This window comes from Paenibacillus sp. P4_A9, assembly GCF_056402415.1.
This window is the reverse complement of the sequence record NZ_JBFUHL010000023.1, coordinates 40,040-65,788: the sequence shown is the minus strand read 5'-3', so window position 1 is coordinate 65,788 and position 25,749 is coordinate 40,040. Positions and strand designations below refer to the sequence as shown.

Annotated in this window: 26 protein-coding genes; 20 read left to right on the top strand and 6 right to left on the bottom strand. The window is 46.2% G+C overall.

Annotated features, from left to right (window positions below):
• Window positions 1–8 precede the first annotated feature (8 nt).
• The 10 genes from AC1DVJ_RS16410 (at window position 9) to AC1DVJ_RS16365 (ending at window position 9,521) form a co-directional block, all read left to right on the top strand.
• Window positions 9–2,123 (top strand): ADP-ribosylglycohydrolase family protein, encoded by a 2,115-nt coding sequence (locus AC1DVJ_RS16410; RefSeq protein ID WP_477592308.1) that lies wholly within the window; start codon window positions 9–11, stop codon window positions 2,121–2,123.
• A 120-nt stretch (window positions 2,124–2,243) separates the two neighbouring features.
• Window positions 2,244–3,263: a LacI family DNA-binding transcriptional regulator gene (locus tag AC1DVJ_RS16405; protein ID WP_477592307.1), complete on the top strand. Its 1,020-nt coding sequence runs from the start codon at window positions 2,244–2,246 to the stop codon at window positions 3,261–3,263.
• A gap of 4 nt (window positions 3,264–3,267) precedes the next feature.
• Window positions 3,268–4,176 (top strand): HpcH/HpaI aldolase/citrate lyase family protein, encoded by a 909-nt coding sequence (locus AC1DVJ_RS16400; protein ID WP_477592306.1) that lies wholly within the window; start codon window positions 3,268–3,270, stop codon window positions 4,174–4,176.
• A 7-nt stretch (window positions 4,177–4,183) separates the two neighbouring features.
• Window positions 4,184–6,334 (top strand): acetate--CoA ligase family protein, encoded by a 2,151-nt coding sequence (locus AC1DVJ_RS16395; protein ID WP_477592305.1) that lies wholly within the window; start codon window positions 4,184–4,186, stop codon window positions 6,332–6,334.
• 10 nt (window positions 6,335–6,344) lie between these two features.
• Window positions 6,345–7,280: a ribokinase gene (gene rbsK, locus AC1DVJ_RS16390; RefSeq protein ID WP_477592304.1), complete on the top strand. Its 936-nt coding sequence runs from the start codon at window positions 6,345–6,347 to the stop codon at window positions 7,278–7,280.
• 213 nt (window positions 7,281–7,493) lie between these two features.
• Entirely contained in the window at window positions 7,494–7,772 is a 279-nt protein-coding gene (locus AC1DVJ_RS16385; RefSeq protein WP_477592303.1) for a hypothetical protein, read from the top strand.
• A 12-nt stretch (window positions 7,773–7,784) separates the two neighbouring features.
• A complete protein-coding gene (locus AC1DVJ_RS16380; protein WP_477592323.1) occupies window positions 7,785–7,943 on the top strand; it encodes a diguanylate cyclase domain-containing protein in 159 nt (52 codons plus the stop codon).
• A gap of 160 nt (window positions 7,944–8,103) precedes the next feature.
• On the top strand, window positions 8,104–8,619 hold the full coding sequence (locus tag AC1DVJ_RS16375; RefSeq protein WP_477592302.1) for a hypothetical protein: 516 nt from the start codon (window positions 8,104–8,106) through the stop codon (window positions 8,617–8,619).
• Between the two features lie 12 nt (window positions 8,620–8,631).
• The gene (locus tag AC1DVJ_RS16370; RefSeq protein ID WP_477592301.1) at window positions 8,632–9,138 is read left to right on the top strand and encodes a DUF402 domain-containing protein; all 507 of its coding nucleotides are present in this window, start codon (window positions 8,632–8,634) and stop codon (window positions 9,136–9,138) included.
• A 179-nt stretch (window positions 9,139–9,317) separates the two neighbouring features.
• Window positions 9,318–9,521: a hypothetical protein gene (locus AC1DVJ_RS16365; protein ID WP_477592300.1), complete on the top strand. Its 204-nt coding sequence runs from the start codon at window positions 9,318–9,320 to the stop codon at window positions 9,519–9,521.
• Between the two features lie 90 nt (window positions 9,522–9,611).
• On the opposite strand, the gene AC1DVJ_RS16360 is transcribed toward AC1DVJ_RS16365, so the two are convergent.
• The 3 genes from AC1DVJ_RS16360 to AC1DVJ_RS16350 all read right to left on the bottom strand — a co-directional run bounded on the left by AC1DVJ_RS16360 (window position 9,612) and on the right by AC1DVJ_RS16350 (window position 11,899).
• Complete coding sequence (locus tag AC1DVJ_RS16360; protein ID WP_477592299.1) at window positions 9,612–10,148, bottom strand: hypothetical protein; 537 nt, start codon at window positions 10,146–10,148, stop codon at window positions 9,612–9,614.
• Window positions 10,149–10,250: 102 nt separating this feature from the next.
• Window positions 10,251–11,570: an FtsW/RodA/SpoVE family cell cycle protein gene (locus AC1DVJ_RS16355; protein ID WP_477592298.1), complete on the bottom strand. Its 1,320-nt coding sequence runs from the start codon at window positions 11,568–11,570 to the stop codon at window positions 10,251–10,253.
• Window positions 11,567–11,899 (bottom strand): PadR family transcriptional regulator, encoded by a 333-nt coding sequence (locus tag AC1DVJ_RS16350; RefSeq protein ID WP_477592297.1) that lies wholly within the window; start codon window positions 11,897–11,899, stop codon window positions 11,567–11,569. Before AC1DVJ_RS16350 ends, AC1DVJ_RS16355 begins: the two co-directional genes overlap by 4 nt.
• 315 nt (window positions 11,900–12,214) lie before the next feature.
• Between AC1DVJ_RS16350 and AC1DVJ_RS16345 the strand changes: the two genes are divergently transcribed.
• Entirely contained in the window at window positions 12,215–14,074 is a 1,860-nt protein-coding gene (locus AC1DVJ_RS16345; protein WP_477592296.1) for a hypothetical protein, read from the top strand.
• Between the two features lie 72 nt (window positions 14,075–14,146).
• Here AC1DVJ_RS16345 and AC1DVJ_RS16340 read toward each other — a convergent pair whose 3' ends face one another.
• Complete coding sequence (locus tag AC1DVJ_RS16340) at window positions 14,147–14,926, bottom strand: sporulation protein (RefSeq protein WP_477592295.1); 780 nt, start codon at window positions 14,924–14,926, stop codon at window positions 14,147–14,149.
• Window positions 14,927–15,033: 107 nt separating this feature from the next.
• The gene (locus tag AC1DVJ_RS16335) at window positions 15,034–15,447 is read right to left on the bottom strand and encodes a hypothetical protein (RefSeq protein ID WP_477592294.1); all 414 of its coding nucleotides are present in this window, start codon (window positions 15,445–15,447) and stop codon (window positions 15,034–15,036) included.
• Window positions 15,448–15,604: 157 nt separating this feature from the next.
• On the opposite strand from AC1DVJ_RS16335, the gene AC1DVJ_RS16330 reads away from it, so the two are divergent.
• The 8 genes from AC1DVJ_RS16330 to AC1DVJ_RS16295 all read left to right on the top strand — a co-directional run bounded on the left by AC1DVJ_RS16330 (window position 15,605) and on the right by AC1DVJ_RS16295 (window position 23,403).
• Complete coding sequence (locus AC1DVJ_RS16330; RefSeq protein WP_477592293.1) at window positions 15,605–15,976, top strand: iron chaperone; 372 nt, start codon at window positions 15,605–15,607, stop codon at window positions 15,974–15,976.
• Between the two features lie 148 nt (window positions 15,977–16,124).
• A complete protein-coding gene (locus AC1DVJ_RS16325) occupies window positions 16,125–16,934 on the top strand; it encodes a DUF2935 domain-containing protein (RefSeq protein ID WP_477592322.1) in 810 nt (269 codons plus the stop codon).
• A 289-nt stretch (window positions 16,935–17,223) separates the two neighbouring features.
• Window positions 17,224–18,717, top strand: coding sequence for a glycoside hydrolase family 32 protein (locus tag AC1DVJ_RS16320; RefSeq protein ID WP_477592292.1), 1,494 nt, complete (start codon window positions 17,224–17,226; stop codon window positions 18,715–18,717).
• Window positions 18,718–18,816: 99 nt separating this feature from the next.
• On the top strand, window positions 18,817–19,944 hold the full coding sequence (locus tag AC1DVJ_RS16315; protein WP_477592291.1) for a glycoside hydrolase family 88 protein: 1,128 nt from the start codon (window positions 18,817–18,819) through the stop codon (window positions 19,942–19,944).
• Between the two features lie 526 nt (window positions 19,945–20,470).
• Window positions 20,471–20,641 (top strand): hypothetical protein, encoded by a 171-nt coding sequence (locus tag AC1DVJ_RS16310; RefSeq protein ID WP_477592290.1) that lies wholly within the window; start codon window positions 20,471–20,473, stop codon window positions 20,639–20,641.
• A gap of 85 nt (window positions 20,642–20,726) precedes the next feature.
• Window positions 20,727–20,951: a hypothetical protein gene (locus tag AC1DVJ_RS16305; protein ID WP_477592289.1), complete on the top strand. Its 225-nt coding sequence runs from the start codon at window positions 20,727–20,729 to the stop codon at window positions 20,949–20,951.
• 500 nt (window positions 20,952–21,451) lie between these two features.
• Entirely contained in the window at window positions 21,452–22,165 is a 714-nt protein-coding gene (locus AC1DVJ_RS16300; protein WP_477592288.1) for an ABC transporter ATP-binding protein, read from the top strand.
• A 17-nt stretch (window positions 22,166–22,182) separates the two neighbouring features.
• Window positions 22,183–23,403 carry an ABC transporter permease gene (locus AC1DVJ_RS16295; protein ID WP_477592287.1) on the top strand — a complete coding sequence of 407 codons (1,221 nt, stop codon included), beginning with the start codon at window positions 22,183–22,185 and terminating at the stop codon, window positions 23,401–23,403.
• 51 nt (window positions 23,404–23,454) lie between these two features.
• On the opposite strand, the gene AC1DVJ_RS16290 is transcribed toward AC1DVJ_RS16295, so the two are convergent.
• A complete protein-coding gene (locus AC1DVJ_RS16290; protein ID WP_477592286.1) occupies window positions 23,455–24,087 on the bottom strand; it encodes a DUF2306 domain-containing protein in 633 nt (210 codons plus the stop codon).
• A 373-nt stretch (window positions 24,088–24,460) separates the two neighbouring features.
• Here AC1DVJ_RS16290 and AC1DVJ_RS16285 point away from each other — a divergent pair, with 373 nt between their 5' ends.
• Window positions 24,461–25,747 (top strand): hypothetical protein, encoded by a 1,287-nt coding sequence (locus AC1DVJ_RS16285; RefSeq protein ID WP_477592285.1) that lies wholly within the window; start codon window positions 24,461–24,463, stop codon window positions 25,745–25,747.
• Window positions 25,748–25,749 lie beyond the last annotated feature (2 nt).

Here is a 25,749-nt window from a genome sequence, read left to right as displayed (position 1 = left end):
GAAAGGCGGTGTTTAGTTTGATTCCATCAAATTATTTGGAGAAGTTGTATGCTGGTTACCTAGGCATGAACATTGGCATCAGGCTGGGTGCACCGGTTGAGCCAACGATTTGGACATATGAAAGAATTAAAAATACGTATGGTGAAATTACGGATTATGTGAAGGATTTCATTAATTTCGCAGCTGATGATGATGCGAATGGTCCTTATTATTTTCTAAGAGCACTTTATGATGATGCCAAAGATCGCGATATTACACCGAATGATGTAGCTCGTGCTTGGTTGAACTATACACGTGAAGGCATCGGTATGTTCTGGTGGGGCGGTTATGGGATCAGTACCGAGCATACGGCTTATATCAATTTGAAAAAAGGCGTTCCAGCTCCTCAGTCAGGTTCCATCGAGCAAAATGGCCAACTCATGGCTGAACAAATCGGCGGTCAAATTTTCATTGATACGTGGGGCTTGGTTAACCCAGGCAATCCAAAGAAAGCGGCTGATTTCGGAGAAGCTGCAGCACGCGTTTCCCATGATGGCGAAGGCGTATATGGAGCTAGATTTTTCTGTGCGGCAATTGCTGCCGCTTTTGAAACAAATGATGTTAATGCGATTATCGAGGCAGGGCTGGCTCAAGTTCCAGCAGAGTCTACGTATAACAGAGTAGCGAGAGCTGTGTTGAAATTCCATGCTGAAAAGCCAGGCGATTTCAGAGCTTGCCGCGATATGCTTGAGCGTGATTGGGGCTACGATAAATATAGAGGCGTCTGCCACATGATTCCGAACGCGGGCGTATGTATTTTGTCTATGATTTATGGTCAAGGGGACTTCAACCATACCGTTGAAATTGCTACCATGTGCGGCTGGGATACGGACTGTAATGCAGGTAATGTAGGTACGGTTCTAGGGGTAGCTGCCGGGATCGCGGGGATTGCGGATAAATATCGGAAGCCCATCAATGATTCCATTGTGATGTCAGGTATTTCTGGCTACTTAAACATCTTGGATATTCCAACGTATGCGAAAGAGCTTGCCATTCTTGGTTATCGTCTAGCGGGTGAGCCTTGTCCGCAGGATTTAAAAGATAGCTTCATCGAAGATGAAATCTATTTCGATTTCGAGCTGCCAGGTTCCACGCATAATATTCGGATTTCGGATCCGTTCTTATGTCAGGCTAAGCATTCAACAGAGAAAGCTTTTCAAGGAACGGGCTCTCTCGAAGTGGTGTTTGACCGCATGACGCGCGGCGAGAAATCGAAAATTTTCTATAAACCATTTTATACACGTCAAGATTTTAGTGATGAGCGATATTCGCCAGTGTTCTCGCCGAAAGCTTTCTCTGGTCAAACGGTTTCTATGGAAATCTTTCTTGATCAATGGGGCGGGAATGAAACGATGGGGATTGCCCCCTATATTCGACTTGCTAACAGCAAGAAGGAAATTCTGCAAGGCTATGTGAAGCTTGTGAATGAAGAATGGCTTCACGTTGAATTCCAGATTCCTGACTCTGAAGGTGAACTGATCGACGAAGTAGGTATCGTATTGGAAGCTTATTCGACACGCAAACCGAAAAGTCTAGGACGTATTTTCATTGATCAGTTTAGAATTCATGGCAAATCCGACTATTCAATTGACTTTAGAAAGCAATCGATCGATTTTGGCTGCATCACACCGTTTGCTCACAACTTGGGAGCTTGGAGTATTGAGAATGGCGCGATGTATCTGATGACGGCAGAAACGGCTGAAGCGTATACGGGCGCGTACTTCTCCAAGGATTATAGCTTTAGCGTAAATATGAAACCTCATGCGGGTGATTCCCATTTGGCAGCCGTTCGTGTGCAAGGTGCAATGCGCGGTTATCACGTTGGATTCGACGGCGAGAATGAAGTTTCATTCTATATCAATGATTTTGGGTACAAAAAGGTAACGAGCGTTTCTTATCCTTGGAAGCATGATCAAGATTATGTTTTCAAAGTGACTGTACAAGGAAGTACAATTACACTATATATTAATGAAAAAGAAGTGTTAAAGCATACCGATAACACGTTTGAATATGGTATGTTTGGTGTTAGTGCAATTACTGCGGCAAGGACATCTTATAGCAACATGAGATTAACAGAGATTTAGTAAGATGACACCGCTGAGATGGTTGCTGATAGAAGCCCATTTCAGCGGTTTCCCTTATGCTGTCAGCCAATTGATAAATAATTGAGAAATTCGGTTGCGAATTGGGGATGGGATGAGAACATGGTTCGAGAGAAAAAGCCTACATTAAAAGAAATTGCCGAGCTAGCGGGTGTAACCAAAGCGACGGTTTCCATGGTGCTGAATAATACAGGAAGAGTCAGTCAAGAGCTGCGGGAAAAAGTGAAGCGAATTGCCGATGAGCTTGATTACCGTCCCAATGTTATTGCTCAAGGCTTGGCTCGTCAGCACATGAAGCTGATTGGCATGGTCATCCCTTCCTTTCATGATGACTTTAGTCATGAGGTGTTTTTGGGTATAGAAAATTACGCCAAAGAGCGTGGCTATAAAATTTTGGTAGGTCTCACGAACAATGAAGGCGAAGCAGAAGACAGCATTATTGAAGAATTTTTGCAGCTGAATAGTGCGGGTCTGATTATCCATCCTTCTCCGAATGTTGATAGTAATGAGCGCATGTATCGTAAGCTTCAGCAAGAGAAGGTTCCTTTTGCTTTCTATACGCGCTATCCCATAGATGGAAATACCGATTATAACCGCGTACTCTGTGACGATGTTCTTGGAGGCCGATTAGCTACTCAGCATTTAGTTGAAAAAGGTCACAGGCGGATTGCCTTTTATACCAATCGCTATGTGAAAAATACGAATGACTCCATCAATAAGAAAAAGGGTTATGAATTGGCGCATCAAGATGCTGGGCTGCCCGTTGATCCTCAGCTTGCGGTAAGCTCAGAGATGTTCTCGGACGAGCGTCCGATCAGCGACTGGGTGCGCGAGCAACAAGTAACCGCCATCTTCGTTTCAACGGATTATTCAGCGATAAATATCATGGAGAAGCTTCAAAATAGCGGCATTCGGATTCCAGAGGATGTTGCGATTGTAGGTTACGATGATATTCGCATGGCTAAATTATGTACACCTAAGCTGACAACGGTCCGAGTGCCCAAGAAGGAAATCGGAATGAAGACAGCGGAGATGGTATTGTCCATGATTGAGCATCCGATATTGCGGCACAAACATGAAATGATCGAGACGCCAGAGCTCGTGGTCAGAAGGAGCAGTTAAGCTTATGGAAACGAAATTTGTACGAAACCGCGTTGAAAAGGTTAGACGTTCTACGCTCATTGTTCCTGGCAATGTGGAACGGTTTATTCAGAAAGCAGTAACGCGCGGTGCGGACACGGTACAGCTTGATTTAGAAGATAGTGTTCCTTACGATCAGAAGGAGATTGGCCGTCAGATGGTGCGTGAGGCACTGAACACGCTGCCGTTATCTTCGACACAAATCAATGTTCGTATGAACAATGAGCCGGAGATGTGGTTGAAGGATTTAACCTGTTGTGTAGCCCCGCGGCTGCACAGTGTGACCATTCCTAAAGTTGAAGATGTCGATATCATTCGTGACGTTGAAGCGAAGCTGACGGATTTGGAGCGGGAACGCGGCTTGTCCGAAGGCCATACAGAAATATCAATCCTGATTGAATCAGCATTAGGACTGTCTCGATTAGGTGAATTGCTTGCTGCAAGTGATCGCATTAGCACGGTGACGCTTGGCAATGAAGATTTCTGTCTGGATTTGGGGATTGAGGCCTCATCGACAGGAGAGGAGCTCTTTCCCTATTATGCTCAGGTTGTTTTACAAGCACGAATTCATCAGGTGATGCCGCTTGGTTTCGTATCCTCGATTGCAGATTTTCGTAATTTAGATAACTTCAGGCGCTTAGCTGAGAAGAGTAAGCAACTCGGATTTATGGGCAGCTCCTGTATTCATCCAGATCAAGTGGCGATTCTGAACGAGGTATACACCCCGAGGCAGGAAGAGTTAGATAAGGCTATGGGAATTGTACAAGCTTATGAAGAAGCACAGCAGCAGGGCAGATCGTCCTGTTCTTATATGGGTAAAATGATTGATCCACCCGTTTATTTGCGGGCGCAATTCTTACTGAAACGCAAAACGATTCTGGTAGGCAAGGAGTGAATAGCAGATGAACAAAGCTCTTCATCGTATGTTGAATCCGATCTCAATCGCCGTCGTCGGTGCCAGCGAGAAAATGAATTACGGCGGCAGATTAATGAAAAATTTGCTGACGCAAGGTTATGCGGGGAAATTATTTCCCGTTAATCCAACGAGCAAAGAAATATTCGGTGTACCTTGTTACGCTTCTATTAGTGAGATTACTGCAGATATCGATCTAGCCGTCATTATTGTAAAAGCCGAGGCGATCGCGTCCTTGTTAGCGCAATGTGAGGCTAAGCAAGTTGGTTCTGTCTTAATTATCAGTGCCGGATTTAGAGAGGCAGGAACAGAGGAGGGCGAAAAGCGCGAGCGTTTGCTAACCGCATGGTCGGATCGCACAGGCATTCCAATCTGCGGACCTAACTGCTTGGGAATCAGCTCTAGCACAGCTCACATGTGGGCGAGCTCTGCTTCCTCCATTGGTGAAAAGAAGCGTGTCGGCGGATCTGTCGGACTAATTTCGCATAGCGGAGCTACGGCATTCGGTCCATTGCTCAATCGTGCTAATGATTACGGTGTTGGTTACCGCTACATCGTTTCGACTGGTAATGAAGCAAGTGTCTCGATGACACAGTTTGCAGATTTCATGCTGGACGATCCCGATGTGAAGGCAGTCGGACTGTTTATTGAAGGCATCAAAGACGGGAAAGCCTTCGCTAAGCTGGCTGATAAAGCGCTTAAGCTGAAGAAACCGATTATTACCTTGAAGATCGGTGAATCGGCTGTCGGACAAAAAGCAGCAGCTAGTCACACCGCGTCGATGACAGGTGACCAGCAAGTGTTTGATGCGTTCTGCCGTCAAAAAGGCATCCTGGCCGCGAAGGATTACGAAGAGTTTATCGCGCTTGTGAAAAGCAGTGAATATAGCAAACCGCTTACTGGGCGCCGATTCGCGGTATTATCGCATTCCGGCGGCATTGGCGGGTTCGTTGGCGACAAAATGGGCGCCGAGGGGCTCAGCGTACCACAACTTCAGGCGGATACAGTTTCGCGCATTGATACGCTTCTTACTGGATTCGGGACGGCGAATAATCCGCTCGATTTGTCGGGTACGATGCAAACCGAACAAATTCTCGACATTCATGCTGCACTTGAAGGTGAGGCGGATTTGAACGGGATTGTGTACGCCACGCATGGTAAAGCTCCGTTAACAGAACGTCTAGGTGCACTAGACCGTTCATCGAATAAGCCGTTGTACTGGTTGTGGACAGGAAGTCTAGAAGATCCAGAATTGCAAGCTGTTAAGAAGCTTCCAATTCCGCTCTTCTTTAATCCGAAGCAATTAGCGTCCACGTTAACGCGATTAGTCGAGTTTTACGAACGTTCCCGTGATGCTGAGTTAAGTGGTAGTAAAACTGTTAATAGCCGTACGACAACGGATGGCGCGGCGCAATTGCAGGAATTTGCGAAGCAGACAAGTTCTTTAACGCTGACCGAGATCGAAGGTAAGCAGGTGCTTCAATCGGTCGGTATTTCCGTTCCAGAGAATTACTTCTTAGCAGTTGATGGCGATATTGCTTCCTTCTTAACCACAATTCCATTCGATGGCAAACGCTATGTGGCGAAGCTAGTGTCACGAACGATTACACATAAAAGCGATAGCGGTGGCGTAGCTTTGAACCTGAAGCAGCCGGAACAAGTACGGGAATTCTTTGAACGCCGTATTCAGCACAGTACTGATGACGCAGCTGATGTGGATGGGATGCTTTTAGAGGAAATGGTCGGAGATAAAGTGGAATTGATCTTAGGGTCGACCAATGACCCGATCTTCGGACCCGTCGTTCTGATCGGACTTGGCGGTGTGCTTACTGAGCTATTCCAGCTCGTGACCTGGCGTGTGGCTCCGTTCGACAAAGAAGAAGCTAAGCGAATGCTCGGCGAGATTAAGGGACTTCTGACGTATCTGCAAGGCTTCCGCAACATGCCAGAGACAGATATGGATGCCTTACTTCAAACCTTGGAAACCTTCTCTTACTGGGTATATGATCAGCAGGATACGATTGAAAGTGTAGAGATTAATCCGCTTGCTGTTTTACCAAAAGGTGAAGGTGTGAACGCACTCGACTGTGTCATTACCTTGAAGTCCGGGGCGGAGCAAGAGATATACAGCGAAATCTAGGGGGTGTAACATGCAGACAAAAACTGCGAAAATCGTCGTGGTCGGCAGCATTAATATCGATCTCGTCGTGAAGTCTGAACACATTCCGGTCGCCGGTGAGACCGTGACGGGGCAGGAATTCGTCATGATCCCTGGTGGAAAAGGTGCGAACCAAGCAGTTGCTGCCGCGAGACTAGGAGCACACGTTGAAATGGTTGGCTGTGTGGGCGGCGACCCGTTCGGGAAACAAATGCTGGAGCAATTAGCCAATGAAGGCGTAGGAACTTCGTACGTTTTGACAGATTCTCAGCAAACGACTGGTGTGGCGCTCATTCAAGTACAAGATGGGGAAAACCGGATTACGGTTGTCCCTGGCGCAAATGCCAGTGTGACACCTGAGCATGTGGAGCGTGCAAAAGATGTGTTTATTGGCGCGGATATCTTGCTTGTTCAACTCGAGATTCCGCAAGAGACGGTAATGCGAGCAGTTCAACTTGCCAAAAGCCATGGCGTGAAGGTGATCTTGAACCCTGCTCCAGCGGCAGTGCTGCCGGATGAGATTTGGCCGTTTGTCGATTTGGTTACCCCCAATGAGACAGAGGCCGCGATTCTGACTTCTGGACAGGCAGCGGGTGCAGATCAGGAATCCTTGGCAATTATGGACGTCCTGCGGAGCCTGACGAAGACCGATGTCATCATTACTCAAGGGGAAAAAGGAGTTTCCTATTACCTGAATGATGCGGCAGGATCCTATCCTGCCTATCGTGTGAACGTGGTAGACACAACGGCCGCTGGTGATTCCTTCAATGCCGCCTTAGCGGTATGGCATGGAGAAGGTTACACCCTAGAGCAATCGATCGCCTATGCGGCGAAAGTAGGCGCACTGACCGTATCTCGTTTCGGCGCTCAAACCTCACTGCCGACACGACAAGATGTGGAGTCATTTGAGGGCAGCTTTAACAAGTAGATTAAACAAGTAAAATGAAACGAACTGAACCAGCAGACCTCGCGTTTGCTGGTTTTTTGTACTGGAAGTGGGGTGGTAATGGGTTGGAGGTTAGTTATGGAATGTGAAATAGTTGTTAATGGTTGTGTAGTTAGATGGTCCAGATTCCCTATATATACAACTTAAATAATGGGGACAGCGTCAAATTAGTATGAAAAGTAGGAGGTACACCCTATGTTCCGAAAAAGAAAGATATGGCTCATAATCATCATGTCAGTCTTGTTGATCTATCTGTTGTTTTTTCCTTTTCCAACGGCTGAATTAACCGTTAGAAGGCATATTTTCTTTTCGTTACATCCTATCAAGGCTATTAATGCACAGGTAACAAAGACTGGCAGCACTTCGTTTGGCGGGGCCAACTTGTATGACGTTAGCGAAGTATCGCGATCCTTTATTTGGGTGAAGAAGAATTGGTTAGGCTATCGTGTGATTGCGGACGGAACTGGACCATAGCGTGTAGAGGGGATTCAAAAACCCGTGTACTATGAAGAGAAAGAACTTCATGTATCGGTTAGTATAGGCGTTAGTATCTATCCACAAGATGGGGATGACATCCAAAGCTTGACGAAGCATGCGGATACCGCGATGTACAATGCGAAAGAGAGCGGCAGAAATAATCATTAGCCTGAAATTTAAAGCAGCCCTCCCCGACAAGGGAAGGACTGCTTTTTTCGTTAGCTTGATAGGCATTTCACGATGCGAACGTGATAGAATAGAATGGATTCGTATTGTGAAAAGCATGAAATCCGAGGAATTATAAGGAGAACCAAACGTGAATATAGATATGAAGAACTTAGTAGCAGTAACAGAAAAATTGGAGCAATCCGGCATTAGTTACTCCTTAGGTGGAAGTGGATTAATGCTAAGCTTGGGTTTAACAAACACGGTAGGTGACTGGGATGTCATGGTTGAAGACCCGAAAGATCGTGTGATGAATGCTTTACAGTACGATAAAGTGGAAGAAATCATCAGTGGGGACTATCCATTTGGAACTGCATATAAGCTCGTCGTTCATAGTCATGCACCTCAAGTGGAAATCATCGGCGGGCTCTCGATCTATACCAATAAAGGTCTGTGCAGGCTGCCTTCCATTCCTAGCACCACTTGGAACGGCATTCACGTTGGCAGTCCTGAAGTCTGGTATGTTGCTTATTCGCTTATGAAAAGGATGGAAAAGGCAGCCTTATTGCTTTCTTATTTGAAAGAAGCCGGTGTTAAGAGAGAAATTATTAACATACTGATGAATGAGCCGCTCCMTGATGAATTATTGGTTGAAATCAGGTCGCTTATTGAAACTTAAAAGGACGAAACCATGGAAAATAAAATCACAATACAGGCGTTAAAGTATGGAAATCTCCTACATTATGAATGGGACACAACCTTATTAGAAAAGACGGATTCACACATCGTTGTGTTGGGTGAATACGGCAGGCAGCTTCATCATTATACGAAGCAAAAAATATTTACGGTCGAAAATTGGACCCTTGAATTTTTCTCGTTTGATTCTTGGTTTACGGTTAGTGCTGATGTCGTTGACGGTAAATTCGAACAATTTTATTGCAACATTAACCAGCCAGCAGTGATGAGGGGGAACACGGTTTCTTTTGTAGATTTGGATCTAGATTATGTGCAGAGGAACGGTGTTTGGCAGGTTGTTGATGAAGATGAGTTCGTGACCCATGCGATTAAATTTGGATATCCAGATGATCTCATCCATCAAGCCGAGCAAGAGTTAGTGGCCTTAAAGGACAAGGTTAGGTCGAAGGAATTCCCATTTGATGGCTATCTCGAAAAGTTTATGGATTGTATTCCAAGGTAATGAAAGCAGTAAGGCAATGGGAGACGAACGAATAAGTGAGAGATGCCGCGGATATGAGGTTTTCAAAGGCACTGATCGTAACCGGTTGAACAAACCACAAAATGGCATAATTAGGTCTTTATTTGGCAAGGGATCGGTTATAATGGATATATACTGACTTGCTTGGAGGTTACTGCGATATGACAATTCTGACTTTTCTTATTGTTGGATGGATATTAAGTTGGTTTAAATTCGAAAGATTGATCATTCAAGCTTTTAAGGAGCTATTTAATAAAGAAATAACCAAGGCATCTTACTATTTTTTGTTTTTTGCTGTAGGCGTATTTGGAGATGTGGTATTACTGATCCAAGGTGCGTACTATGACTATTTTTTACATAAATAATGCAGCGTACGAAGTTGCTTGAGCTTAATACTTGACGTAAAAGGAAGAAAGCCATCCTCAAAAGGATGGCTTTTTCCACGTGCGCTGATACTACTTCGTTTTCTTCTTCAGCTTGCTAACCAGTTTATTCGAAGCCTTTCCATTCCCACCGACAGCGTGTTGCTGTTTAGTTCCAGGGCTTTCGATAGCAGAGTTAGTCCCACTCGTGCTGTACTTTCCAGCGCCACTGGCCACTTGAGTGGCTGAAGCGTTAGCTGCACGCTTAGGGAGCTTAACGATTTGTTCATTAATGACGACGATGATCTCTTTGCCCTTACGACGAATTTCGGATAGGTTTTTGCTATCATGAAATCTGCCCTTGGTGCTCTTTACTAATTTGTTCTTCGCTTTACCGCCTGCCCCGACGCTTTGCTGTTGCTGACTATGCGGCGATTTAATAGCGGCGTTACTGCCAGCTGCGCTGCTCCGGCCTGCACCACTAGCGAGCTGCGTCGTGTTAGGGGCATTCGTAAATTGATGGTTGATGACGAAAACCAGTCTATCAATGCCATGAAGCGGCGATTGCGTAATGATGCGTTTTTTCCCTTTTTCAATAATAATTGTGAGACGGTCTGATTTCATAGCCATACAGAACCTCCCCATAGGTGATTTCTCTTAAGTATATGTCTGTTGGACAAATTGGTAAGGGATAGCGGCTGAGTGGGTGGAAAAGATGTGTGAGCTATACGCCTATGTAAACTGCCAAGTGCCGAGGTCTTTACGTCGATACACACTGAGCATGAGACCGATGGCTATGAAGTGAAAAATGACGAGCGTACCGTTAAAGCTTATAAAAGGAAGTTGGAACGTGCTATATGGAGCTAGTCCCATAGACATGAGCATGCTCCACACATACTGTGTAGCAAGCATGGTCAGCAGGCAAGAGACTAACGCTTTTCCATATGGATCTCTCACCTTTCGAGAAATGCCAAGCATTTGCTGGACGAATAGTGATACGACGATCACTATCGCAATACCAGCCCCCCAGCCGAAACAATAGATAAGAAAAGGGAACATCATTTCAGATTGCAATACAGGTAACGTGTTAAAGGGCGCTCCAAAGCCATGACCCCACCAACCAGCGGAGTGCATCGCTATTTTGGACTGTGCGAGTAGATAATTCATACCTTGCTGATCATCATTTGGATTGAGAAAAGCGAGTAGACGTTTTATTTTATATAGACTATATAGGAACCAACCAACGGTAGCGATAAGCAGACTACAATGGGCAACGAGGATGGTTCGCTTCATTTTCAAAACGAGTAACAAGGTCATAGATCCCATAAAGAATAGAACGAAATTCGCTATAGAATGTGTTTTTAAAATGAAGAAACTGGGCAACCAGATGGTTCCTACGTTGATCCAACTCCTACGAGCGAATGCACGGAGGAAGGATTCGTTAGCAACGATCCGAGGTGGTGTGCTCCAAATACCAGCTAATGCGATGAGAAGAAAGTAGGGGGAGATCGCAGGGATATTTATTTGAAAGCCCCCCACTCTCACATATCCGCCAATTCCATTCATCGTGTTATTCCCAGTTAATAAAACGTAGCTAAGTAACATTATTGTAGCCACATAGAGTCCCCACGAGTACCTTGCTAACTTGCTATAGTTATTAAAGCCAATCATCAGCATCAAGCATGAGCCTATGCACAAATAAACGATCTGTTTCTGCCCTATGGTATTGGATAAAGCAGCTTGAACAGAAAATATGGCTACCAAACCGAGTGACATAAGAAGAACGACTATGACAAGCAATCCCCAGTTAAATCGAGGCCGATGGGCCTGATGAAACTGCTGCCCGATGACATCAGGAGTTCCCATTTGAGCGATCGACTCCTTAACAGCCGCATCCAAATCAATTCCAGCACCCAGCTTCTCCTCAATTAACTCCTGCAAATGACTTTCCAGCTCCAGACGAACTTCTGCATGCACTTCTTTCGCTTTAATTTCACGACAAACTTGTTTTAAGAACGTAGTGACCTCCTCATGCTGACGAAAGTTACTCATACGCCACCCTCCCCTAGAACACGATCAACGGTATTGCGAAAGAGAGACCATTCTTGTTTCTTCACCTTGAGCTCGCCTTTGCCGGCCTTCGTTAGGCGATAATTCTTACGCTTCCGTCCCTCTTTCTCATTCCAATAAGCTTCAACAAAACCCTCAGATTCCAATGTGTGCAAAATAGGATAGAGCGTACCCTCCTTCAACGTGAACACGCCATCGGAGTGTTTTTCCATCTCTTTGGTCATCTCGTACCCGTACATGTCCTTACGATCCAAAAGGGTAAGAATCAGGATGACTGTACTTCCTTTCATGAGTTCTTTACTGATTTTCATGGATACATGGGGCTCCTTTCATAACTATAGAATTACGATGCATCGATTATCTATGTATAGTATAAAACAAAAGGAAGGAATTTACAATATTTTGCTGTTATCTAAAAATAGCGCTGCGACATCACTTTATTTATCTCTGAATCCGATTCATAAGGGGATTAAGGTGATGGCACAACTCTATTTTCTTCACGGAGAAAGTTGACGTTACCACGCAAAAACTAAGCACCTCATAGCCTTCAATGAAAATGAGTGTTAAAAAATGTAAAATAATAGTATATTGATTAGTACCTTAACACGGATTACTAGGAGGTAACGATGGCCTACACACGTTTGATTGTTTTGGTGATGGTGTTTGAAGTACTCATCACGGCTGTAATTGGTCTTGGCATTTATGCTGGATTTTCCGTATTTCCATATTCTCAGTCGCCATTAACGTCTACTGGTTCGTCAATGGGGACTGGCGGGTTTAACGCAACGATTCCATTATATATGCCGTCACTCACGGATCTGAAAATCCCATACACGTATCTTCAGGTCGGGGCACAGGTATGGGGAATCTTGGCATTCCTAGTATCGGCGGCTTTAATGGGATTACAAAGTTTTGTCCGAGGAATGTACCTCGGCGGTCTGAAAGGGTGGGTTCTGAATCGAAAAATAGTTCCGTTGATCGCTTGTGGACGCAGGTATTTCGGCGATATGATCGCATGGTCGATCTTTCAAAGCGTGGCAGGCGTGTTGACTGTTTTCCTCGCGGCAGCCTTTTTTCCGTTAGGGCTCATACTGATAATTGCTATCATGTTTTACTCACTTACGCCGTATCTGATGGTCCTCCAAGATATCAATTTCAGTGATGCATTGGCGAAGGCGCCTCGCATGTTTCGGCGCTATTTCGGCACATTGCTGCCGCTTGCACTGTTTGCCATGCTCTGCACGCTAGTCGTCAGCCTACTACGGTCACTGTCACCTCCTTGGGGATATGCGGTACCTTTACTTGCTTACGCTTGCATGGGGACCTTGCTGATTGGCGAGCTAATGAGACAGCTGTCAGTGAAGCTAAGACTGGACGGCGAACAGGCCCCAGATCTGCCATTCGGCGAGGTCCGCACTCGTAGATGGGTAAACGCGATGACTTTGCTGCTCGTGCCGGTACTCGTCGCTTCAGGTATTTTTGCAGCTAATGGCAGGCACTTAAATGCATTTGAATTTGGTAGTAAAAAGCAGCTAGATGGTATCTTTTACATGAATAATTTCTCGGACGTATTTTATGCATCAGAACATATGTATACAACTTATGAGTGGCAGACCAAAGATTACCGTATGGATATAAGGCTCCCCGATTTATCCGAACGGATGCCTGATGAACTGCGTGGGATAGCCGACATTACGTGGCAGGTGAATGAGGAAATCAGCACTCGAAATGGGAATTCGATCCATACTGATGTGCAGCCGATCCTGCACAAAAGCCAGTTGATGTATCGACTTGTCAAAGAGACAGCTAAGGATGGCAGCATCTACTACTCCAGTTTAAATGGCTCTTCTTCGATCTTGCCTGGAGGGGAGCGGTCGCGCGAGCCATTGTCCATTCAAATCATGGTCAGTGAGAAAGGTAAGCATATATTTGTCATGCAATACCCATCGCGCTTTGATATCGCAAAGGTATTCCGTGTATCGGATGATGGAAGGTATTTGATCCCGGGAACAAGCCAGATAAACCCAATGGATTTTCACTCGTATTGGTTCACCGAAAATCAGCGTGCGGAGAATCTGTTCGAATTGCTGGCCGCCAAAAACAAAACAAACTACATTACAACACTTAACCGAGCTTACCTCGCGCTTGCTTGTGCCTTACAGGAAGGAGATGGCCAGATGGTCGTTAAACTTCTAGAGACGATGCGACAGGCTGGCGTTAGCGTGGAAGCTCCTGACTGGGACGACGTGACGTGGACCAACAACTTGCGTGACCGATATCAAGGTACCAGCTTGCAGAAGACCCTAGAGCTGCTGTCGAAAGCTGGCGTTCAGGGGGGTTATGAAAGCAAAGAACTCGTGGACCAAAGCGACGACAAGTTCCGTGTTCACCGGCTCGAGGTGCAGTTTCCGGACGGAATGCTGTCAATAACCTATAAAGAATCTAAGAAAGAAGGCAAGTTGCTGTCCATCCATGTAGGGGACTAATTAAAGTAATAAAACTCCACCTATCGGTGAAGTTTTATGAGCCTCTCCTCATTGGGAAAGGCTTCTGAAGTCTTATATATAATTGCGGATCAATTCAGCCAGTTCACCGGCGACGTAGTTAGTTCCGGAAGCTAGTTGATTGCGGTCGAATCGTACCTTTACAAAGTTCTCATCCATACCCGTCGCTTCTGCGAACAGGCCGGCTAGCCCACGCGCTTTGCGATCGATCTGCAGCAGCAACTCGACACCGTTCTCGTCTGGGAAGAAGATAATTTCCAATTCATCCAGTTGGCCCCGGAATTGCGAAGTGGGAACAAATTCGAATTCTTGAACGAAGGGCAATCCGTTCATTCTGCCATATGTTGGTGCGTGTTGGCATGTCACCTCGCGGAGACGGAATCCAAGTTCCTCGACAGCCTCCAGTATAACCGCGGAATGTGGGTGTGGACTTACTTGAAGCTGATCAGTATCCTTCGGATCAATTGCTTCTTTAATATCAAGTCCTGTTTGTATCCAAACAGGGGTTCTTCCCCTCGTAACTGGCGTAATGGCTGGCAGCTCGAACGAGACGGGGAACTCATAAACCTGCTCCGCCTCAACAGTAAATTTCCCCGTAAGCTGGAATTTGGCCACGGCGGCTTCCACTTGTATTTTTGTATCGTTTTGTTCCTTCAAGTAACGTGTCATGACGAAGGCGTAAACATCATCGATCTGCTGATCCACGCGTCCCCCCTGAATCCGGACGACGCCGCTGATCATATCCCCCGCGTTCACCTCATCTTGATGGAGCATTAGGTCTACTTGGGCTGCGCCGATCCCGACACTCGCGAGCATTCGTTTAAACATGGTCATGTGTAAATTTCCTCCTTGTCATCATATATGTACTGATACGATGAGAAGCACAAGTGGTTTCATGTGTTTAATTGAAATGGGGATAATTGGATAATATTCCAACTAGTTTACTTGCCTGTAATTACATTTTTGTCTGTTAAGAAGTCTTTGTAAAATAGTCTTAGTTCCTCATTTATGTTGCTTGTAGACTTATATCTTTTTCCGTTGATATCGAAGGCTCCGTGGGGATTTTCTGTGATTGTGTATAGATTGCCTTTTAAATCGTATAGTTTTAGTTCTGAAGATCCCACCCACCAGCCCACGGTGAATGTTCGCCTAAACTTTACTTTTTGCATTGTCTGTGTGAAACGTCCGATGAGCTCTTGATCTTGAGTCTCATAAAATAAACCTGATCCGCCATGTCGCATAGTTATTTTTACAATCTTATTTCCTTCAACGAAGTATGCAAAAGGTTTAGCGGAAAACCACCAAAACCCTAGCAGTATCAATAAACATCCGCTGACAAGCCTCCATTTCTTCATATGAAATACCTCCTGAAGCAGTTGTTTGTACTTTATAATTAGTATCATACCATGGTGAGAGCTTGCTTAGCGGCGGCTCTGTCGTTCTTTTATAGGCGCTTTAAATCATCTTTCTGTGTGTGGTAAAATAAGGGATAAACTTTTAGGAGGAAGTAACATGCAAGTTTTCGAAGAATTTTTAGCGCGTATTGATAACCCGCAACATCGGGACCGAACGGAAGAAGTTTTGGCGTGGGTAGCTAAGAAATTTCCAAGTTTAGAGCCGAAAATTGCGTGGAATCAGCCTATGTTTTCCGATCACGGCACATTTATTATTGGCTTTAGCGTAGCCAAACAACATATGGCTGTTGCCCCTGAGAAGGCAGGCATTAATCGTTTTTCTGATGACATTGTACAAGCCGGCTATGATCACACCAAGGAATTGGTACGTATCCAGTGGAAGAGTCCAGTTGATTTCTCCTTACTTGAGAAAATGATCGAGTTCAACATGTTAGATAAGGCAGATTGTTCGACGTTTTGGCGGAAATAGACGAAATAGAGCCTGAATCCAATCAACTGGACTCAGGCTTTTCTTCTATGATCCTCGAAGCATGCATATATACGGTCTTCACTCACTATAAATGGGATAGGAGAACACCATGGTGAGGAGAGTGCCTGAATTGTCAAATGAGTTCGTGATGCGTTCATTGGATGAGGTCCGATTCTGGTCACGTATTATGAAGGAACATTCGTTATTTCTCAAATTGGGCTTTCGATGTGAGGACACGCAGCTTATTCAAGAAGCGAATCATTATTATCATATTTTTGAGCATATCGAGGGTCGGTCCCATGCATATAACGCGTTGACGGATCCAGAACAAATCCGACGCTTCAATACGGAAGTGTCTGCGGCCGTCGCGCACATTTGGGCGTTCAAAAGAAAAGTTCTTGGACTCATCATTCAATGTAAGCTCCCAGGTGGTAACAATTTTCCGTTATTGGTCGACCACACGAGTCGTGAGGCTAACTATTTTAGGAATCGATTACACGAACTAAATTCAGGACGATTAGAGCCATTACCCGACGCGATTATTGATGAAAATGTGTTCTTTTTACGCATCATGGCGGATCACGCCAAGTTTATCGGTCACCTGCTAGACCCATCCGAACGTCAGTTGGTGGAACAGGCGCGGAATTTTAGCCATGATTTTGACCAACTCCTCTTTCAAGCCATTGATTTGAGCGGGATGAGGCCTCAATCCCAAACAGACCCGCTCTTGGACCAGTTCCTCGACCAGAATCGTGTCTCCGTCGTTGCTCTTCGTGATTTCAAAAAGACAGCGCGCGATTTAATTGAGGCATGCAAAATCAAGAGCATTATCCATCCCTTGCTGGCGGATCACGTCTTCCGCGAGGCAGAACGCTTCCTAGCTATCATTGATATGTTCGAGCAGTGCTTAACAGGCAATCAAGTCATTGGGATGCGGGATGAGCATGTGGGTCACTGAAGGAATGTGAGATATAGAAGGCCACTTGCAGACGCAAGTGGTTTTTTTGCTCAAGATTTGACAAGGTATCGAATATATTAGTTTCCAGTATTACCCTACCTTAGCTCCATGGGAAATGGCCAGCAAGACAGATTGCTCTCGATCCATTCTCATACCTTTGAGGGGTCGAAGTTCATATTGGTATAAGACCAATCTCCTTTGAAAATCAAGCATCTTATTTTCGGTCATGATATAGTTTTGCTTTAGAAGTACTTTACGGTGGATGAAATCAGAGGGAGGCAGTTCTGTGATGAGTCATCAGCTAGAAATGGAAAGGAATAAGCGCCACATGGAACGTGTGGAACAAGCGAATCAAGCGTTGGGGCATGCCGCCAAGCCAGTCATGGAGGATGGATACAGGCTTGGCTATCACCTCATGCCACCTGCTGGCTGGATGAATGATCCGAACGGGCTCATTTATTGGAATGGGGAGTATCATGTGTTTTATCAGCACTATCCGTTTGAGCCGAAATGGGGGCCGATGCACTGGGGGCATGCCAAAAGCAAGGATTTGGTGCACTGGGAGCATCTGCCTATCGCGTTAGCGCCTTCGGAAGATTATGACTGTGGAGGAACCGGTGGCTATGGCTGTTGGTCGGGCAGTGCAGTCGACGATAACGGGGTACTGACGGTCGTCTACACAGGTCATGTGGATGGGCGCACGCCGACGGAGGTTCAGTGTCTTGCGACTAGCACGGATGGGGTGACTTTTTATAAATCAGGGGCTAATCCTATAATTGGGGGCGCGCCGGAGGAAGGTGGGGTCGGCTTCCGCGATCCGAAAGTTTGGCAGCATGACGGTCAGTGGTACATGGTTGTTGGTTACGGAAAAGATGGCTTGGGCAAAGCGCTGATGTACACGTCTTCTGATTTGCTGGTATGGCGTTATCTCAATGTTGCGGCGGAGAGCAATGGAGCGATGGGGGATATGTGGGAGTGTCCCGATTTATTCCGGCTGGGTGATGAGCATGTGTTGATTATTTCCCCGATGAATATGGGATCTACTAAGACAATGTACCTCACGGGAACATTAAACTATGAGACGGGGAAATTCGATTACCGTTACGCGGAGCGGTTGGACTATGGGTTCGATTTCTATGCACCGCAAACATTGGTAGACGGACAGGGACGGCGTATCCTCATGGGGTGGATGAACATTTGGGGAGCCCAAATGCCGGAGCAGGCAGAAGGTTGGATGGGGGCTTTTACTTTGCCTCGTGAGCTGACACTGGCAGAGGATGGCACGCTGCGGATGCAGCCTGTGGCAGAACTGGCAGTGCTGCGGAAGGGCATGGAGAGCGTCGATCGACAGGTCGTTCCAGCTGACTCGATCGTTTCAATAGAGAATATTCAAGGTGACAAGCTAGAGTTAATTGCCGTGTTTAACACGAAGGAGTCTGGCGCTAAGGCTGTGTTCGGACTTCTTGTTCGATGCGCAGAGGATGGCTCCGAGTACACGGAACTTGCTTACTCGGTTGAAGAGCGTTTACTCCGCGTTGATCGTACGCGCGCCGGTTCAGGTGAAGCGGGTGTGAGTGAAGTACAGGTGGAACCGCTGGAGGATGGGAGCATCAGGCTGCATCTGTTCTTGGATCGAACTTCGGTGGAGCTGTTCGCGAATAACGGGCTCAAGACGTTAACGAATCGGATCTATCCAAAGGGAGGCAGTCTTGGTATCAAGCTTTTTGCACGGAATGGGGAAGCGAAGTTGGAAAGCTTGGAAGCGTGGAAATTGTCATTGTAGATATAACAGGATAACCAATTTTAAACAGATCGAGCATTTCTCAAAGTCAGGTGATATAATAGGTTAAACGTTCAACTTACCTGATGAGGAGTGTCTCAGATGACAATTCAGAAAGATTGGGCTCATGAAGCTTGGGCACAAACGGTAGCAAAAGTAGGCAAAACCAGCAAGCGTATTGGTGATGGCTTCCCGCATGCAAGTGTGGGCGGCGAATATAAGTTGGAGCCTGCTTATTGGTGGACGGCTGGTTTCTGGCCAGGGTTGCTGTGGCTATTGTACCGAGACACGAAGGACGAGGGGCTAAAGCAATTAGCAGAGTCTTGTGAGCAGCAACTCGATCAAGTTGTAACCGACTACTATCGTCTGGATCATGATATCGGCTTTATGTGGACACTGACAAGCGTTGCCCGATACAAGCTGCTTGGTTCAGATGACTCCAAGCGCCGCGCCTTGTTAGCTGCGAATCTGTTAGCTGCTCGATTCAATGTAAAGGGAAGCTACATTCGTGCTTGGAATCCATGGCGCGAAGGTGATGATAATGCTGGCTGGGCCATCATTGACTGCATGATGAACCTGCCCTTGCTGCACTGGGCTGCGCTGACCACAGGCGACCCGCGCTTCAAAGAAATCGCCGTCAGGCATGCCGACATGGCGGTTGATCACTTTATCCGTCCGGATGGATCGGTGAACCATATCGTGATTTTTGATCCTGCCACGGGAGAGAAGCTTTCGGTGAACGGTGGGCAAGGCTTTGCACCGGAATCGGCCTGGTCGCGCGGAACCGCGTGGGCGATTTACGGGATGAGCCTGAGCTATAAGTACACAGGCGATGAGAAGTATTTGCAGGCAGCGAAGCGTGCCGCGCACTTCTTTTTGGCGAACCTGCCGGAAGACCATGTGCCACATTGGGATTTCCGATTGCCAGATGGCATTCCGGCGTACCGCGACTCCTCGGCAGGCGCGTGTGCGGCTTGCGGATTGTTGCTGATCGCTGAGCAAGTGAGCAGCCAAGAGGCGTCACTCTACCGCGAAGCGGGTGAGCGGATTCTGCACTCGCTTTACACCAACTACGGCGCGTGGGATTCCGAATTCGAAGAAGGTCTGGTTACGCACGGTACAAGCCACTACCCAGAAGGTAAGAACGTCGACGTTCCGCTCATCTATGGCGATTACTATTTCGTAGAGGGTCTTTCCAGGTTGCTCGGGCATGGTGAGTTGTTCTGGTAGGCTTGGATATTGTAAATTTGTAAAAAGAGTTGTCCTAAGAAGCATCGCGCTGCTTGAGGACAGCTCTTTTTTTGCTAAGTACTTTGCTCTTGCTCTGCTACGTACTTTGCTCTGCTACGCACTTTGCTCTTGCTTTGCTCTCTCATTGCTACTCCCCCCCCTGCTCAAAAACCTTTAAATGGATTTCCTACATCTAATTTCACTGAATTCTCGCTTCTAAGCTGAATAACGGGATTTCCTCCAGTTAAATCTGACTCCTTCTGCCGAAACGATCAAATTTGGCGAAATTAGCTACATATTTTCCAGTTATATGGCATTTTTTGCTTAATGAGATAGAAATAGATGCGCTTTTTCCAGTTATTAGGCTTGGGGGGAGGCGTTATTCGTTATTGACACAGGGGAACTGTTCTTCCTCCCACAATAAGACTTTTACTGCAGTAAATCGACACCCGCCCTCATTGTTGGTCCCACACCCTGAAACCTATAATAAACACATAAGACAAATAGATTGTGTAGGTGAGAGCAGATGAAGTCCGCTACTGTGAATGAGGTTGTCCAGCGGTCAACCCAAGCAACAAAGAAAAAAGGTTGGTGGAAATACGTCCTAAAGCATCGAGCGTTTTATATCATGCTCATTCCTGGACTTCTGTATTTCCTAGTGCCTGGGGAATCGGTATCCAGCTATTCAGAGTTCTAAGTGAGCTCGGTACACTAGTTTAATTTTTGGTAGATTTGGGCATTCTTTTACTAGATTGAAAGATTCTAGTGAATGGAGTGGGAATATGACAACAATCCTGAAACCAGTCATCCCTAATAGAATTGCGGAATCCATCGAAAGCCTGAGGAGTGAAGGTTGGGTCGACGACGATTTTTTCAACTTTGCGAGTTATGACGAAGAGTCCCCTGAAGCTCGCAGGTTGTATCACTTTTTTCGGAACAACCGCGTAAACTTTGCAGCAGCCATTATTAATAGTTACAGTGTCCAGGAGAATAGCGTCGTGCAGTGAAATATCATATTTTGGTTAAATTTTAAGAAATTATGAGAAATCATATTTATAATGTTAGGTTACATGACGTTAATTTTAGATTATCAGCTGTGAGCAGCGAAAATTAATATGCATGTCACTATAGTTGACACATCTGCGATCACCTCGTATAATAAGATTAACCGCACGACGATGTGCAACTAATATTCGAGGCAATGGCGCCTATCCTACCACAGGATAGGCGTTTTCTGTCTTTTTGAAAGGGTGAATACGATGATGAAACGCTTAACGAACCTTGTTTTGTTTATCCAAGTTCTGCCTGTCGCTTTGAGATGGTACTAATCGTTTCATGTTAGGTTTCACCCATACGAACCCATAGATATCTCTATACGCTGTCGCCTATTTGCAGGTGACCGCGATAGAGGTTTTTTATTTTTTATCTTACCTTCATACTTTGGGCAAACTTTCATGATACGATGTTGGCAAAGCAATGCACGATAAGAATGGAAGGAAGTCACGGAATGGTAGAGGAACAATTAGCCGTATTAGATATTCATATTGAACAGGCCGGTTACGATGAGGTGCCGGATATTATTAAGGGGATTCATTTTACGGTGAGGCAAGGCGAGCTTGTGGGACTGTTAGGCCCGAACGGCGCTGGAAAAAGCACGACAATCAAGAGCATCCTCGGGTTACTGAAGGATTTTAAAGGCAAAATCTCATTCATGGGTGAAAGCAAAAGCTACGCGTATATTCCCGAGCATCCGATTTTATATGATGAATTGACGCTGTGGGAGCATATGGAATTTGCAGCTTCGGTTTATGAACTGGATCGAACAGTATTCCTGGAGAGAGCAGATGACCTGCTGCATCGTTTCCGTTTACTAGATGAGAAGCATCAATTGCCTGGGAAATTCTCCAAAGGCATGCAGCAGAAGATCATGCTCATTCTCGGATTTTTGAATAAACCAGATGTGTATATTGTGGACGAGCCCTTCATTGGCCTAGATCCGAAGGCGATCAAGGATTTCTTAGGGATGCTGGAAGAGGAGCGTAAGCGTGGCGCAGGCATTCTGATGAGTACCCACGTTTTAGATACAGCGGAGCGGATTTGCAGTTCGTTTGTGCTGCTTTCAGGTGGCAGATTGGTTGCGAACGGAACCCTGCAAGACATTCAAAATCAATGCGACATGCCAGAAGCTACCTTGTTCGACTGCTTCCATTCCTTATTATGAGAGGGGGCGACAGCGGTTTGAACAGCAGCTATAAGGTTTTTGCGCGAAGAGTTCGTTCGGATATCAAATTTCAATATCGAGCTTTACGTATGGCCGTAGATTGGGTTATTGCGATTTATTTTGTCATCCCACTGCTGATCGTGGCAGGTTATCACTATTATGCGTGGTATATGACGCCGCCTGCGTGGTTAAGCGGGATTTCCATACATACGGTGGCTTCACTTTTCTACATATTCACATGGATGGGTACCCTGCGTTACTTTGTTGAAGAGGGCGATCAGCTATTTCTCCGTCAAAATGAAGGCTGGTTCCGACATCTCATGCATCTCGGTTACCGATATTCCGTGGTATTACAGGGCGTCACTACGCTGCTGGCAACGCTCCTTTTTCTACCATTACTAGTATCCGTTTATTCCTATAGCATCACGCAGGTCGTGTGCTTCTGGTTGCTGACTTATGTGGTGAAGCTGAATATTGGCCTAATCCGCCAACTGCTTGCACTTCGCTTTCAGAGATTCATGCTCTGGGTACTACGAATAGTGGTATTTGCGGGCGGGTTCTTCCTATTCCAACTGTTAGTCACGGAAATCGCAGATCAAGCTTTCATTAGCTGGGCTGCCATTGGGCTAGGGCTGCTTACATTTGTGTTCTTAACCCGAACGCGGCTGCGTGAAAAAGGTGCCTTCTTCGCGGATATCGTGCGAGAGCGAGATGCGCGGATGCGTATCGTTTCCTTAATGTTAATTCGTGTGATGGAGCGTAAAAGAAAGCCGACACGCAGATACCCGCTTTTATTCAGTCGATCACAACGGTTGATCAAGGGCAAAGGAGCCGGCAATGGGATCGCTGAGCTGTTAGTGAAATCCTATTTCCGTAATGGTCTGCAATGGCGACAATCGATACAGTTCGTTGTTGTGATTAGCGGAGCTGTGTTTATTTTGCCAGGCGCGATTAAAATTCTCGTCTGGATTCTTGCGGCAGTCCTGCTGGTCTTCTGGCGAAAATCGTTTTGTAAGGATGAGCTTTCGACGCCGTTTCTTACACTATTCCCGATTCAAGATACGAAGAAGCACCAAGCGATTCAGACAGCGATGCCCATCCTTGTCCTACCTGCGATGATCCTCATTAGCCTAGTTGCGGGTGTCTCGCTATTTACTTGGTGGGGGCCAATTGTGATGATTGGTGCGGCAATCCCGCTGGCGTATGGAACTTCGTCGGTGTTTACAAGCTGGTACTGAGCAGCACAAAACAAATAAGGTCAGCCGGAGCAATCTGGCTGGCCTTTTATATCATTTCCGAGGTCGCAGCACATACCACTCCACAACTAATAGATTAAGCAGCAAACCGATCCAAACATTGATGTTCAGGATGTCTGTCACCATCTGCTCCCTACCACCTTCGGGAAGCTTGAATCCATGAAATGCCAGATACAGTAATATACAAACCGGTACAATCAATCTCGAAGAGATTGCGACTAAAGTGACCGCATAGCTGCGGATCATCCAGATGCGATGCTGGGGGAGTTTCCCTTTGACCGCGTAACGGAAGCCATTCCACGTCGTGATTAGCCAGAGCACACTTAGTGCTAGGAACGCCATGCTTTTCGTAAAATTCTCTGCGTAGAAAGTTAAGACAAGGCCTAAGACACCGCTGGCCATAACGCTGATTACATAAATGCGCCCGAGAATCCGATGCCATGCTGGATAGCTGGCACGAAAGCGTGCATGAAACTGAAACAAGCCGCTGATCAGTGCAACCAACGCAAGTGCAATATGAAGCGTGAGCACCGTGTAATGTAAAGGGAAACTCGTATCAAGCGTTAGTCGGCTATTCGCAGTATTTAAGGAAACATAAGGGAATATCGCGGCTATCGCTACCCCAACAATGATGATGATCGAAATTATACCAAGCTTTTTACTCATACGTGACCCCCGATTATTTACTCGCTCCTCTCCTATTATAAGTCCTATATGTAAATAGGCACTTACCCAAGTATTAAAAAAATCTAAACAATCGAGCGAGCAACAGTGCMACGCCAGAATCGGATCAACCATACCAAACAGAGAATCGCCACTACGGCCAAAATAGTCTCACTCCCTTATTTTCAAATCGACGATAGTACGAATAAGAGGGGGAAATCGTTCATGCACTGCAAAGTAACCCTAAGTGGATCTAGATGATTATGTGCTTTAGTGCAAATTTTTATGTTGTTCAATGCATGTATCTTAATAGAAAATAGCACTATGATTACCTTATGAGTAAACAAAATAGTGCAAAGTTACTGGAGGGGTACTTATGTTGCATCCATTCATGGGAATTAAGGATTGGGATCGTATCGGAATGTCAGTGGAAGAGTCAGCGAAAACATTACAACGAATAGCCTATGTAGATCGCCAATTGATGCGGATTGAAGCTGGTCATATGGCGGCTAGACCTGAATATGAAATAAAAGGAGCACTTGCGCGCTTAAGCTCGCAGGATGCGGAGCACCATGATCAATTCCGCAATCGGATTAAGCAGCTTCGGATGAGCACCGTGGCCTTCGACAAATGCCCAGATGCGTCACTGAATGAGCTCATGCAAACGGTGCTGAACTCAGCGACAACAATAAACTTGTTGACTGCGCTCTTTGACGTGTTGAAACCGGCACAAATTGCTGCGATTCATGCCTATAAGGGCAAGGCTCAGCCGCTCGTGGATGAGCCTACGCTGTATATTTTGAAGCATCAGCTCATCGATCGCGAAGAGCAAATGGATTGGGGGCGCGGGGCGCTGCAGTATCTTTTGCTAACTGCATCGGAAGCTGAGAAGGAACAAGCGAGGCGCTGGAGAATGTATGTGGAACAACTGTTAGCAGCAGCTGGCGGTATCACGGGATGGGAAGAAAGGGTCCCTGTAGATCCAGGTGTTCGGATCTGGGCGGAGCCGTTTGTCATGCCGCAAACGAGTGTACGAGACAGTCGTTTTCAGTCACAAGTCGTGAAAATGCAAGGTTTTGAAATTCCAGACAATGAGGAAGGACGATTCTTGACGATGATGCTGGCTAGATATTTCGAGATGTCTCCAGCGGAAGGCGTTGCTTATGTCCATTTCACAACAGAAGGCAAGCCATGGCATTTCTATCGCGATACGGCTAGACATATGTGGGATGAAGTCCGCCATAGCTGGTTTGGTGAGGCAGCGCTTCGTTCAAAAGGGTACGATGTGTATCAATTTCCCAACTGGACGGGGTGGTACGATATGACGGCACAGCTGTTTGAGGGCACCGAAGCATACTCGCATTTGACGATCGCCATTGAGAAAGCGGCGATGAAGTATCCGCCAGGCAAGCGCGAGGAGTGGGAGTTTTGCCGTGATATCGCGAAGGATCCACTGATGACGACGTTTCAAGATTTTGACTGGGCAGATGAAGTTGTGCATGCAGGCTTCGGACAGCGTTGGATGATTGAAGATGTCCATGGCGGCGATGCGCGTGCGGCACAGGAAGAGGCGGATCGAACGATGAAGAAACGCGCTGTGTACATGGGGGCGCATGGCGATCTTGCTAAAAACAAACCGGCGGGAAGCCTAGGAGGCTATTAATA

What these genes read in the sequence shown, in the direction of transcription:
- AC1DVJ_RS16340 (WP_477592295.1), bottom strand. Translation starts at nt 14,926, where the DNA reads ATGACCATGTTTAAACGAATGCTCGCGAGTGTCGGGATCGGCGCAGCC.
- AC1DVJ_RS16320 (WP_477592292.1), top strand. Translation starts at nt 17,224, where the DNA reads ATGAGTCATCAGCTAGAAATGGAAAGGAATAAGCGCCACATGGAACGT.
- AC1DVJ_RS16405 (WP_477592307.1), top strand. Translation starts at nt 2,244, where the DNA reads ATGGTTCGAGAGAAAAAGCCTACATTAAAAGAAATTGCCGAGCTAGCG.
- AC1DVJ_RS16360 (WP_477592299.1), bottom strand. Translation starts at nt 10,148, where the DNA reads ATGGCTATGAAATCAGACCGTCTCACAATTATTATTGAAAAAGGGAAA.
- rbsK (WP_477592304.1), top strand. Translation starts at nt 6,345, where the DNA reads ATGCAGACAAAAACTGCGAAAATCGTCGTGGTCGGCAGCATTAATATC.
- AC1DVJ_RS16330 (WP_477592293.1), top strand. Translation starts at nt 15,605, where the DNA reads ATGCAAGTTTTCGAAGAATTTTTAGCGCGTATTGATAACCCGCAACAT.
- AC1DVJ_RS16395 (WP_477592305.1), top strand. Translation starts at nt 4,184, where the DNA reads ATGAACAAAGCTCTTCATCGTATGTTGAATCCGATCTCAATCGCCGTC.
- AC1DVJ_RS16345 (WP_477592296.1), top strand. Translation starts at nt 12,215, where the DNA reads ATGGCCTACACACGTTTGATTGTTTTGGTGATGGTGTTTGAAGTACTC.
- AC1DVJ_RS16350 (WP_477592297.1), bottom strand. Translation starts at nt 11,899, where the DNA reads ATGAAAATCAGTAAAGAACTCATGAAAGGAAGTACAGTCATCCTGATT.
- AC1DVJ_RS16315 (WP_477592291.1), top strand. Translation starts at nt 18,817, where the DNA reads ATGACAATTCAGAAAGATTGGGCTCATGAAGCTTGGGCACAAACGGTA.
- AC1DVJ_RS16365 (WP_477592300.1), top strand. Translation starts at nt 9,318, where the DNA reads ATGACAATTCTGACTTTTCTTATTGTTGGATGGATATTAAGTTGGTTT.
- AC1DVJ_RS16370 (WP_477592301.1), top strand. Translation starts at nt 8,632, where the DNA reads ATGGAAAATAAAATCACAATACAGGCGTTAAAGTATGGAAATCTCCTA.
- AC1DVJ_RS16300 (WP_477592288.1), top strand. Translation starts at nt 21,452, where the DNA reads ATGGTAGAGGAACAATTAGCCGTATTAGATATTCATATTGAACAGGCC.
- AC1DVJ_RS16335 (WP_477592294.1), bottom strand. Translation starts at nt 15,447, where the DNA reads ATGAAGAAATGGAGGCTTGTCAGCGGATGTTTATTGATACTGCTAGGG.
- AC1DVJ_RS16385 (WP_477592303.1), top strand. Translation starts at nt 7,494, where the DNA reads ATGTTCCGAAAAAGAAAGATATGGCTCATAATCATCATGTCAGTCTTG.
- AC1DVJ_RS16290 (WP_477592286.1), bottom strand. Translation starts at nt 24,087, where the DNA reads ATGAGTAAAAAGCTTGGTATAATTTCGATCATCATCATTGTTGGGGTA.
- AC1DVJ_RS16310 (WP_477592290.1), top strand. Translation starts at nt 20,471, where the DNA reads ATGAAGTCCGCTACTGTGAATGAGGTTGTCCAGCGGTCAACCCAAGCA.
- AC1DVJ_RS16305 (WP_477592289.1), top strand. Translation starts at nt 20,727, where the DNA reads ATGACAACAATCCTGAAACCAGTCATCCCTAATAGAATTGCGGAATCC.
- AC1DVJ_RS16355 (WP_477592298.1), bottom strand. Translation starts at nt 11,570, where the DNA reads ATGAGTAACTTTCGTCAGCATGAGGAGGTCACTACGTTCTTAAAACAA.
- AC1DVJ_RS16400 (WP_477592306.1), top strand. Translation starts at nt 3,268, where the DNA reads ATGGAAACGAAATTTGTACGAAACCGCGTTGAAAAGGTTAGACGTTCT.
- AC1DVJ_RS16325 (WP_477592322.1), top strand. Translation starts at nt 16,125, where the DNA reads ATGCGTTCATTGGATGAGGTCCGATTCTGGTCACGTATTATGAAGGAA.
- AC1DVJ_RS16285 (WP_477592285.1), top strand. Translation starts at nt 24,461, where the DNA reads ATGTTGCATCCATTCATGGGAATTAAGGATTGGGATCGTATCGGAATG.